General features: G+C 65.5%; 11 protein-coding genes and 1 tRNA gene. 7 read left to right on the forward strand and 5 right to left on the reverse strand.

Going from position 1 to position 10,512, the window contains the following annotated elements; genetic code table 11:
• Positions 1 to 21 precede the first annotated feature (21 nt).
• The 3 genes from QW863_RS12110 to QW863_RS12120 all read right to left on the reverse strand — a co-directional run bounded on the left by QW863_RS12110 (position 22) and on the right by QW863_RS12120 (position 2,153).
• Positions 22 to 861 (reverse strand): AraC family transcriptional regulator, encoded by an 840-nt coding sequence (locus QW863_RS12110; RefSeq protein ID WP_315717154.1) that lies wholly within the window; start codon positions 859 to 861, stop codon positions 22 to 24.
• A gap of 77 nt (positions 862 to 938) precedes the next feature.
• Positions 939 to 1,511 carry a methylated-DNA--[protein]-cysteine S-methyltransferase gene (locus QW863_RS12115; protein WP_315717155.1) on the reverse strand — a complete coding sequence of 191 codons (573 nt, stop codon included), beginning with the start codon at positions 1,509 to 1,511 and terminating at the stop codon, positions 939 to 941.
• A gap of 222 nt (positions 1,512 to 1,733) precedes the next feature.
• Entirely contained in the window at positions 1,734 to 2,153 is a 420-nt protein-coding gene (locus QW863_RS12120; protein ID WP_315717156.1) for an SPW repeat protein, read from the reverse strand.
• A gap of 230 nt (positions 2,154 to 2,383) precedes the next feature.
• Between QW863_RS12120 and QW863_RS12125 the strand changes: the two genes are divergently transcribed.
• Positions 2,384 to 2,457, forward strand: a tRNA-Gly gene (locus QW863_RS12125).
• A 34-nt stretch (positions 2,458 to 2,491) separates the two neighbouring features.
• On the opposite strand, the gene QW863_RS12130 is transcribed toward QW863_RS12125, so the two are convergent.
• Entirely contained in the window at positions 2,492 to 4,357 is a 1,866-nt protein-coding gene (locus QW863_RS12130; RefSeq protein ID WP_315717157.1) for an AMP-dependent synthetase/ligase, read from the reverse strand.
• A 176-nt stretch (positions 4,358 to 4,533) separates the two neighbouring features.
• The gene (locus QW863_RS12135; RefSeq protein ID WP_315717158.1) at positions 4,534 to 4,899 is read right to left on the reverse strand and encodes a nuclear transport factor 2 family protein; all 366 of its coding nucleotides are present in this window, start codon (positions 4,897 to 4,899) and stop codon (positions 4,534 to 4,536) included.
• A gap of 165 nt (positions 4,900 to 5,064) precedes the next feature.
• On the opposite strand from QW863_RS12135, the gene QW863_RS12140 reads away from it, so the two are divergent.
• The 6 genes from QW863_RS12140 to QW863_RS12165 all read left to right on the forward strand — a co-directional run bounded on the left by QW863_RS12140 (position 5,065) and on the right by QW863_RS12165 (position 10,390).
• Complete coding sequence (locus tag QW863_RS12140) at positions 5,065 to 5,424, forward strand: hypothetical protein (protein ID WP_315717159.1); 360 nt, start codon at positions 5,065 to 5,067, stop codon at positions 5,422 to 5,424.
• A 712-nt stretch (positions 5,425 to 6,136) separates the two neighbouring features.
• Positions 6,137 to 6,661 (forward strand): hypothetical protein, encoded by a 525-nt coding sequence (locus QW863_RS12145; protein ID WP_315717160.1) that lies wholly within the window; start codon positions 6,137 to 6,139, stop codon positions 6,659 to 6,661.
• Between the two features lie 130 nt (positions 6,662 to 6,791).
• A complete protein-coding gene (locus tag QW863_RS12150) occupies positions 6,792 to 6,980 on the forward strand; it encodes a hypothetical protein (protein WP_315717161.1) in 189 nt (62 codons plus the stop codon).
• A 21-nt stretch (positions 6,981 to 7,001) separates the two neighbouring features.
• On the forward strand, positions 7,002 to 7,595 hold the full coding sequence (locus tag QW863_RS12155) for an SCO family protein (RefSeq protein ID WP_315717162.1): 594 nt from the start codon (positions 7,002 to 7,004) through the stop codon (positions 7,593 to 7,595).
• A 98-nt stretch (positions 7,596 to 7,693) separates the two neighbouring features.
• Complete coding sequence (locus QW863_RS12160) at positions 7,694 to 8,602, forward strand: transporter substrate-binding domain-containing protein (RefSeq protein ID WP_315717163.1); 909 nt, start codon at positions 7,694 to 7,696, stop codon at positions 8,600 to 8,602.
• Positions 8,603 to 8,743: 141 nt separating this feature from the next.
• On the forward strand, positions 8,744 to 10,390 hold the full coding sequence (locus QW863_RS12165; RefSeq protein WP_315717164.1) for a lysine--tRNA ligase: 1,647 nt from the start codon (positions 8,744 to 8,746) through the stop codon (positions 10,388 to 10,390).
• The last annotated feature ends 122 nt before the right edge of the window (positions 10,391 to 10,512 follow it).

Consider the following 10,512-nt stretch of genomic DNA (forward strand, 5'->3'; position numbering starts at 1 on the left):
GCACGCGCTGAGATCATCCAATCAATGGCGGCTCAGATGGTCTTGGAGAATCTTGCGCTCGCCGCGCGAGACCTTGCGAAACTTCGCCGGCGACACGCCGGCAGCGCGCGCGAATGTGCGGGTGAAATTCGACAGGTCGGCAAAGCCCGAATCATAGGCGATGGTGGTGACCGGCGTGTCCTCCTCGCTGAGACGCCGTGCGGCGCGCCGCAAGCGGGAGCGGATCAGATATTGATGCGGCGTCACGCCGATCGTCGCCGCGAACAGCCGCAGGAAATGGAACGGGCTGACGCCGGCTTCGTGCGCCGCAGCCGCCAGGTCGATGTCGCGCTCCGCATTGTCGTCGATCCACAATGCGCTCTCCACCGCGCGCCGGCGATCGCGCAGGCTCGGCGTCGCCGCCCATTCCTGCCGGCCCGTGGCGGTCGCGACGAAGCGGCTGGCGATGATCTGTCCAACCTCGTCCAGACCGAGGTCCTGCTCGCGCGCGGCGACGGCCTGCGCGAGCTCACCGAGGACCATGAGCTCCGGCAGCGGCGGCATCGCGCCAGCCCGCCAGGCCTGCCTGTCGCAGCCGATCTCGTCGATGAGCGCATCATCGAAGAAGAATGACAGGCATTCGTCGCCGCAGACGTGATCGTGCGTGCACATGAACTCATCGCCGGGATGGCCCACCAGCAGCGAGCCGGTGACCAGTTCGAAGAAGCGGCCGCGGTGCCGGCAGCCGAAGCTGCCCTTGCGCACATAGGACAGCGAGTAGCCGGCATACTGCTCGACATAGGGACGCTCGCCCGGGACCGCTGCACAGCGGAACTCGGACACGGTGACGTCGCGGCTTTCGAACAGGATGGTGCTGGTCATCCTGTAAATCTAGCGCATTGCGGCGGAAAGAGGAGGGCGTCGTGCGAGATAATATCGCGCGACGCGCGAAGGCGGGCTTACAATGCGCGCGGCCTGTCGATGGCGAGAAACGCGTCGAACAACGTCAGGCCCGCATGAGGCTTTGCGCCTTCGAGCGACAGCAGCCGACGCTTGGAGACGATGCCGCTGTTGGGCGACGGCTTGTCGAGGCCGTTGCCGATGTCACGCACGCGGTGACAGGGAACGATCAGCACGAGCGCATTCCTGCTCAGCGCCTGCGCGATCGAATTCAGCGCCTTGGGAACGTGCAGTTCGTCCGCGATCGCGTCGGCGGTGCGCGTCTCGCCGCGCGGAATGGCGCGAATGCAATCATAGACGCGCTGGTTGAAGGCCGTGACGCCGTCGAGGTCGAGCGCAACGTCGGAGAAGTCGACATCCTGCCCGCGCAGCATGGCCGCGATGCCTTCGATGGCGAGTTCAGTATTCGAACACGGGCGCTGCTCCCGTGCGTCGGGAAACTGGCGAAACAGGCGTCGCCGCGTCTCGATTTCCCGTGCTTCCGGCAATTGTACGCCGGTGATTCCGACATCGCTCCACGCAATGCCGCAACGGCCGAGGGCCGTATCAAAGATCGTATACCCACGCCCCATGACGCCACCCCAACCCCACACCACATCATATCATCGTCACGATCGCCCGCATCAACTTTGTTTACAAAGTGTTAACAGCGTGACCTGACCGGGGCGGGTTTGCCCTGATTTGGGTGATGGTTGTCAAGCGTGCCGTTGCGATCGCTGTCTGCGATCTCTGTCATCGCAACGCGATCGCGGGAGGAGGCGCTGCGCGCGGGCGACGCGCGATCGGCCAAGCCGCTACGGCCGGCTCACCAATGCAGGGCCATCGCCGGCGAAATCGGGATCATGCGCAAGCCACAGTTCGAGCAGACTCAGGAAGGTCACGGTGATCCCGATGGCGATGCTGACATGCATCGCCGACGTATGCACGAATCCGAGCAGCCATGGGGCTGCAACCAGCCACACTCCAAGCGCGACCTTCAGCCACTCCTCCCAATCGGCAAACGCAAGAAGGCCGCCGAGCGAGAGCACGATGACGGCAGCCCCCGCCAACTCAGCGTTGATGCGGCCGACGCTGCCGACGAAGCCGAACAGCCAGGGCGCGACGGCCAGGAACAGACCGCAGCCGAGGGTGTAAAGGTCGAGCGCCGACGGACCCGACATCACGGCGAGGGCTTTCGAGGGGGCGGTCTGAGACGCGGGGCTGTGGCTTTGCATGATGTGAGCTCCCAGGACCTTCACGGCGTGGCGAAACAGGGAGAGGCGCCGCTTCCAACGGGCAAAAGCGCGATCGGCCCGATCCGTTCCGGAGCCTGCGGTTGCGGCCGATCACGATCGGGAGATCAGGCCGGTGGTAGAACTCTTGCGTCTGCCCTCCGGGGCCTTGGCGGTCTCGCGGCAACAAGCCGCTTGGCGAAACGCATGGTCTCGGCTAAGCATTGGCGAGCGCGGGCGTAGTTCAATGGTAGAACGGCAGCTTCCCAAGCTGCATACGAGGGTTCGATTCCCTTCGCCCGCTCCAATGCCGCAATGTCCTGCTGCGGTGCCCTGCAAGATCAGCTTCGTACGATAGCCGACGGCCGCGAAGCTGACGGGCGTTTTGCATAGATCGCCTCGATTTCCTTCGCAAAGCTCCGCTCGATCGCCGGACGCTTGTTCTTCAACGTCGGCGTGATCAGGCCTTCCTGCACGGTCCACGGCTCCAAGGTCCAATGCACCGCCTTCGGCGTCGCGTAGGACGGATAGGCCTTCGCGGCTCGCGCAATGTGGCGCAGCAGAGAGGCCGCTTCGGCCTCGGTGCCGCGCTGGCCGTGCGCCGCGAGCCTCGCCTGCTGCTCAGCCCAGCCGTTGGCGTTGAGCACGACGATCGCGGTCAGGAACGGCCGGTTCTCGCCGATCACGATGGCCTGCTCGAACAGCGGATCGGTCAGGATCGCGGTTTCCAGATCGGCGGGCGCAATCTTCTCGCCGGTCGAGGTGACGAGGATGTCCTTGATCCGACCGGTGATGGTGATGCGTCCGCTGTCGATGCGGGCCTGGTCGCCGGTGTGCAGCCAGCCGTCGGCTTCCCTGGTGAGCGCGGTCTCCTCCGGCCGGTGCCAATAGCCGAGCATCACGTTCGGGCCGCGCACCATCAACTCGTCATTGTCGCCGATGCGCACCTCGATGCCCGGCAGGGCGCGGCCGACGGTGCGCGGGTCGTTGTCGTCAGGCGTGTTGACGCTGACGACGGGCGATGTCTCGGTCATGCCGTAGCCCTGCAGCACCTCGAGCCCGAGCGCCAGGAACAGCCGCACCACCGGCTCGGCGATCGGGGCGCCGCCGCTGACGGCGACGTGCAGCCGTCCGCCGAATCGAGCCAGTACCTTGGCGGCGACCAGGCGTTGCAGCAGCGGCCACGCGATACGGTCGAACGCCGAGAGTCTCGTCCCGCGCCCATGCTGCGCATCGAAGCGACGGCCGCCGATCGCGATGGTCAGGTCGAGCAGCACCCGTTCCAGCGGGTTTGCGATCGCGCGGTGATGCATGATGACCGAATAGATGCGCTCATAGATGCGCGGCACGGAGATTAGGATGGTCGGACGGACCTCCACCAGATCTTCGGACAGCTGCTTCACCGAGCGCGCATAGGCGACGCAGGCGCCGATGGCGATCGGGTAGTAGTAGCCCGCGGTGCGCTCGAACGTGTGTGACAGCGGCAGGAACGACAGGAATACGTCGTCGGTATCGGCCGCCAGCCGCTGATGAATGGCCTTGAGGTTGGAAACGACGTTGTCGTGCGACAGCATCACACCCTTGGGCCGGCCCGTCGTGCCCGAGGTGTAGACGATGGCGGCGAGGTCGTGCGGCGCGATGGCGATCCGGGTGCCGGGAGGCGTGGCATCGCCGGGCGCCTTCAACCACGCCTCCAGATCGACGAGGCGCGGATCGCCGGTCGGCGGGGTCGTTTGCCGGTCGGCGCAGACGATCCGTCCCAGGTCGGGCAGGGCCTCGCCGACCGCTGCGATCTCATCCCAGCGTGTGTCCGAATCGACCAGCAGCAGCCGGGCACCGGAATCGGCGAGGATGTAGGCGATGCTGTCGGCATTATCGACGGCATGCATCGGCACCGGCACCAGGCCGAGCGAGAGCGCGGCCTGGTCAATGGCGAGATGCGCGATCCCGTTCGGCATCAGGATGGCGACACGCTCCCCCTGGGCGAAGCCCTCGGCCGCGAGCGCTCGCCGCCATCGCTCGACGACGAGATCGATCTCGCGCCAGCAGAAGCTCGCCCATCGGCCGCTTCCTGCGTCGAAATGTCGGTAGGCCTGCTTGTCCGGGCTCCGTTCGACGCGCCAGCGCCAGAGTTCGGGCAAGGTGGTGATACCGGCCAGCGTGTCGGCCGCCATGGCGTGATCATCGATGGGATTTGAGTGCTGCACGCCCGTCTCCGGCGATCCTGAACTCCGTCGCGAAGCAGAAGCTCTGCAGCGGCGGACCGGGTCCGACGTTGACGTAGCGCAATCACCACGAGACAGATCGTGCGTCTGCGCATGGGAGCCCGGCAATCGCGGCAGGCCGACCCTGCTGTGGGAGGTCGGGCGGATCGGGGCGTCCGTCAGGCGCCCTGCGGGACCTTGTCGAGAAACCCGGTGACGCGCCGGATGCGGCCGTCGGCCAGCTCGACGAAATCCGTGCCCAGGATCGGGGCTTCCGCATTCTCGGGGCCGAGCTCCCAGGAAAAGCGGAGATGATGACCGTGGCCGTCCGCGGAGCCGATCAGGCGAAAGCGGAAGTCGGGAAAGCGCTGCTGCACGCCCGCGACCAGGCCGTCCACGGCATCGCGTCCTTCGCCGCGCATCAGCGGGTCGACATAGAGCGCATCCGCGGTCCAGTGACGTGCGAGCAATGCGCCGCGCTGCGCGGCATCGCGTTCGTTCCACAGCGCGATGTAGCTCTCGGCGATCTCGGTCGGGTTGGTCATTGGTGCTCTCCATGTTGTGAACGATGAGGAGCCCATCATCGCGCCCGGCGCGCAGCGAATCGATTACGTCGAACGTCATCTCATCCGGAATGACAGAACTGTAAGTTGCCGCCCGTTTGCGCGAGGGCTACGCCACGCGCAGAGGCGGTGCGGGGAATGCGTCTCATGATGTCCGACACTTGGAAGTGGATTGCCGTCGCAATCTGTCTTGTGCTGTTCACGGCGGATACCGTGCTCAAGCCGCAGGACAAGCCCAATCGCATGGTGTTCTTCGAGCTGCATCGCGGCGAGAGCCCGACGATGATCGGCATGATGCGCGACGACCTCGTCAAGCTGCCGGGACGCGGCGCCAGCCGCATCCGCGATGCGCTCGCGCGCGGCGAGACGTTAACGGTCTGGCAATATGAATTAAGAAAGATTGAAGACGGCAGCTATCAGGAAGTGCCGGAGCGGCAGATCCAGCTCGGCGCCGCCGATGCGCCGCTCGTCACCTTTGGTGCACGGATTCGGCTGCCCGATAATTAGTTCGGTCCAGACGGCGAGAGCATCGGGAGGCAGATCGTCTCCCCGGCTGCCAGCGTGATATCGGCCCGACCTCGCTCCATCTCCCGATCCAGACGGCGCGGTGCGAGGAGAGACCCTGCCGCGCCCGCTTGCGGCGCGGGGCTCGGCCGAACGGTCCAAACTTGTGATTGCATTCGTCGCATCTCCGGATTTCGGCCATGCCGCCGGGGCTGGCGGAAGCCCGCACCCGCGATCGTGATCGCACGAGCACCCCTGGGCCAGCGATGAGCGGGCGAGCGTCCCGCCGTCACTGGGCAGCGGGGCGCGTGTCGCGCGGAAGCTCGGCCCCGGGTTTCTCCGGAGTGTCGTTTGTGCCGCCGTGACGCCGCTGCCGCGCCGATGGGCGAATCATGCCGGGCCTCTGCCTTGCTCGTGGCGCCACCGCCATGTCCGGAACCAGCGTTGGTCCATTTTCGGTGGTAGCGACTCATTGGTGCAGCGGGCTTGCAACACTCGCGGTGAATTTGGCTTTCGCAGCTGCGCTCTCCTGGACAAAAACACGATCTCGAAACACGCTGCATTTGCGATTTGGATTTGGCTTTCGCGTTCCGGTTCTGCGGATGGGGTCGTGATTGCAAGGTCCACCGCAGTCCAAGCATCACAAGAAGCGCATCACACGAAGCGTGCCAAAGTCGGTCAGATCGGTTTTCGCCGGGTTGCACTGGGGCTCGACATGAAATTCTGGACGGGATTGCTTGCGGTCGTTCTGTTGCTGTCGGGGGTCGGCGCCAGCCAGGCCGTGGTCCGGATCGCCGATGACCGCGGTGGCCGGATCGGAACCTATGTCGACAAGTACCAGGGCCTGCGATCCTCCGGTGAGTATGTGATCATCGACGGGCTTTGCGCCTCGGCCTGCACCATCGTGCTCGGGGCGATCCCGCACGAGAAGATCTGTGTCACCTCGCATGCCAATCTCGGCTTCCACGCCGCCTGGGATTTCGGCGCCAACGGCCGCGCCGTCACCAATCCCGAGGCGACCCAGATGCTGTACTCGATGTACCCTTCGCCGATCCGCCGCTGGATCACCCAGCGCGGCGGCCTGACGCCCCGGATGATCTTCCTGAAGGGCAAGGAGCTGCAGGCAATGTACAAGCCCTGCTATATGGATGCCCAGGCGTCCTCTCCGGCCTCCTCGCACGTCCCGCCCAATGCACCGGCCATCTCGCCGGCTGCCGCCAAGGCCTCTGCCTCCCATTGATCACACCGAGGCACTAGCCGCTTCGGGTGATCGCGGCCCGACTGCGGCGCTTGCCTGGACCAGCTGCGGGGCTTATCTGGAGCGAGAGGGGTGGGCCGCTTGGCCGGCTCCGGCCGATGAGTACGCCATCATGCAGCCTCTTTCAGCGCCCCAAGAGATACCGTCCGCATCGCGAGCCCGGCGTCCGGCCTCTGCTCCGGCCCTCGCGGCGGGGATCGCGGCGATCGGGCTTGTCGTCGGCGCCGTGACGATGTGGGCGCAGTACGGGACCGCGGTGTTCTTCGAGACCATCGCGGCCGGCTGGCAGGCCTGCTTCTGAGAGACAGTGAAGGAGCGCGCAATGCCGTCCAATGTCACCCGTCCGCTGGTGATCGTCGGAGCCTTCGCCGCCAGCCTGGTGGTCGGGTTGTCGCTGATGTTCCTTGTCATGGGCGGCGGCCGCAACATCGCGGCGCCGGCCGCGATCGGCGGCCCGTTTCAGTTGACCGACCAGAGCGGTGCCGTCGTCACCGAGAAGAGCCTGGAGGGGCGGCCGACGCTGATCTTCTTCGGCTTTACCCATTGCCCGGACGTCTGTCCGACCTCGCTGTTCGAGATCTCCGAGGTGCTGCGCGCGATGGGCAAGGACGCCGACAGCGTCAACGCCTATTTCGTCTCGGTCGACCCCGAGCGCGACAATCCGGCTGCGATGAAGGACTACCTCTCCAGCTTCGACCCGCATCTGAAGGGTCTGACCGGCGATCCCGAGGTGCTGGCGAAGGTTCTCACCGAGTACCGGGTCTATGCCAAGAAGGTCCCGCTGAAGGACGGTGATTACACCATGGACCACACCGCTTTGGTGTATCTGATGGACCGCAACGGCCGGTTCGTCGCACCGTTCAACCTGAAGCGGACGCCCGAGGAAGCGGCGGCGGATCTCAAGAAATACCTCTGAGCGCGTTAACGCTCCAGCCGGGCGGCCCCCTTCGGGCCGAATCCAGCCTCGAATTTGCGCATGGATGGTCTATAAGGCGCTGACCATCGGGACTGCTGATGCCGACCGTCTTGTCAAAGCCCGTGAAATCCGCGCCTGCGGCCCGCGCCGCCATTGCCGGCGCGCTGCTGTGCTTCGGCCTGGCCGCAGTCGGCTCGGAGGCGCGCGCCCAGGCGCCCGTGAGGCCCGTCGTCGAGGCGGCGCCGCAGGCCGTCCCTGGGTTCTGGGACCCGCGACGCCGGCCGGAGCGGCCCGATCTGTCGCGCCTCACGGTGATTCGGTTCCTGACCGAGACGGACTATCCTCCGTTCAACTTCACCGGCCCGGACGGCAATCCGGCCGGCTTCAACGTCGATCTTGCCAGGGCGATCTGCGACGAGATCAAGGTGACCTGCACCGTCCAGATGCGCCGGTTCGAAACCCTGCTCGACGCGCTGTCCTCCAACCGCGGCGATGCGATCATCGCCTCGATCGCGGTGACGCCGCAGATGCGGGCGCGGGCCGATTTCTCCGATCCGTATTACCGGGCGCCCGCGCGTTTCGTGTCCCGCCGCGACGCCGTCATGACCGAGATCCGCCCCGAATTTCTCGAGGGCAAGAAGATCGGCGCCGTCGCCGGCACCGCGCACGAGGCCTACCTCAAGGCGATGTTCACCGACGCCGAGATCAAGACCTATCCGAACGACGAGGCGCTGCGGCAGGCGCTGCGCCGGGCCGAGGTCGACCTGATCTTCGGCGACGGCATTTCGCTGGCGTTCTGGGTCAATGGCACCGATTCCGGCGATTGCTGCGCCTTTTCCGGTGGACCTTTCGTCGAAAGCCGCTATTTCGGCGAGGGCGTCGGCATCGCCGTGCGCAAGGGCAACGACCTCTTGCGCCAGGCGCTGAACTGGGCGCTGTTCCGGGTCTGGGAAAAAGGCCGCTACACCGACCTGTGGCTGCGCTACTTCTCGATCAGCCCGTTCTAGCGCTTGCCGTCGTTCCGGGGCGCGTCGAAGACGCGAACCCGGAACCTCGAGATTCCGGGTTCGATGCTTCGCATCGCCCCGGAATGACGGGTATCATGACCGCTGTTTTGCACTGACGTCTTCGGAGAAGTCTTTTTCACGATGTCCACGATCGATCTCGTCCCAACCAGCCCGAGCGACCTGCGCGCGCTTGCCGAACAATCCAACGCCTGGCCGTTCGAGCAGGCGAAGGCGATCGTCAACCGGCTGAAGAAGAATCCGAAGGACGAGGTGCTGTTCGAGACCGGCTACGGTCCGTCCGGCCTGCCGCATATCGGCACCTTCGGCGAGGTGGCGCGCACCACGATGGTGCGCCACGCCTTCCGCGTGCTGACCGAGGACAAGATCAAGACCCGCCTGATCGCCTTCTCCGACGACATGGACGGCCTGCGCAAGGTGCCGGACAACGTGCCGAACAAGGAGATGCTGGCCACCCACCTCGGCAAGCCGCTGTCGCGCATCCCTGACCCGTTCTCCAACGAATATCCCTCGTTCGCCGCGCACAACAATGCGCGGCTGCGCGCCTTCCTCGACCGGTTCGGCTTCGACTACGAGTTTGCCTCGTCGACCGAGTACTACACCTCCGGCAAGTTCGACGCGGCGCTGCTGCGGATGCTGGAGCGGCTCGAGAAGGTGATGGCGATCATGCTGCCGTCCTTGCGCGAGGAGCGCGCGGCGAGCTACTCGCCGTTCCTGCCGATCTGCCCGCGCACCGGCCTCGTGCTGTACGTGCCGATCGTCGAGCACGACGCCAAGGCCGGCACCATCTCCTATGACGATCCCGAAACCAACGAGCGCATGACCGTTCCGGTCACCGGAGGACATTGCAAGCTGCAATGGAAGCCCGACTGGGCGATGCGCTGGTATGCGCTGGGCGTCGACTATGAAATGGCCGGCAAGGACCTGATCGACTCGGTGAAGCTGTCGGGCAAGATCTGCGCGGCGCTCGGCGGCACGCCGCCGGAGGGCTTCAACTACGAGCTGTTCCTGGACGAGAAGGGCCAGAAGATCTCGAAGTCGAAGGGCAACGGCCTGACCATCGACGAATGGCTGCGCTACGCCTCGCCGGAATCGCTGTCGCTGTTCATGTATCGCGAGCCCAAGGCGGCGAAGCGGCTGTATTTCGACGTCATCCCGCGGATGGTCGACGACTACCAGCAGTTCCTCGAAGGTTTTCCCAAGCAGGACGCCAAGCAGCAGCTCGGCAATCCGGTCTGGCACATCCATTCCGGAAACCCGCCGAAGGCCGACATGCCCGTCACCTTCCAGCTGCTGCTGACCCTGGTGTCGTCGTCGAACGCGGAGAATGCCGAGACGCTGTGGGGGTTCATCGGCCGCTACCGGCCGGGCGTGACGCCGCAGACCCATCCCAAGCTCGACGCGATGGTCGGCTACGCTATCAACTACTATCGCGACTTCGTCGCGCCGACCAAGACCTTCCGCGAGCCGACCGAGGGCGAGCGCGTGGCGCTGCAGGACCTGCGCGATGCGCTGTCCAATCTTCCTGCGAATGCGCCCGCCGAGGACATCCAGAACGTGGTCTACGAGATCGGCCGCCGCGAGCCGTTCCTCGACCACGCCAAGAAGGGCAAGGACGGCCGGCCCGGCGTGTCGCTCGACTGGTTCAACATGCTCTACCAGGTGCTGCTCGGCCAGGAGAAGGGCCCGCGCTTCGGCTCCTTCGTCGCGGTCTACGGCGTCAACAATGCGGTGGCGATGATCGACGGCGCCTTGGCGCGGAGCGCGTGAGGGCCGCGCTGGTCGCGTCACAAAAGGTGTCGTCCCGGCCTTGAGCCGGCAACTGTTATGTTGATGGAGTGATCGCATAAGGTTTTCGGTCGCGCATCATGGCATTCAGGATGGTTAGAAGC

It is taken from the genome of Bradyrhizobium sp. SZCCHNR1017, assembly GCF_032381375.1.
Lineage (GTDB): Bacteria > Pseudomonadota > Alphaproteobacteria > Rhizobiales > Xanthobacteraceae > Bradyrhizobium.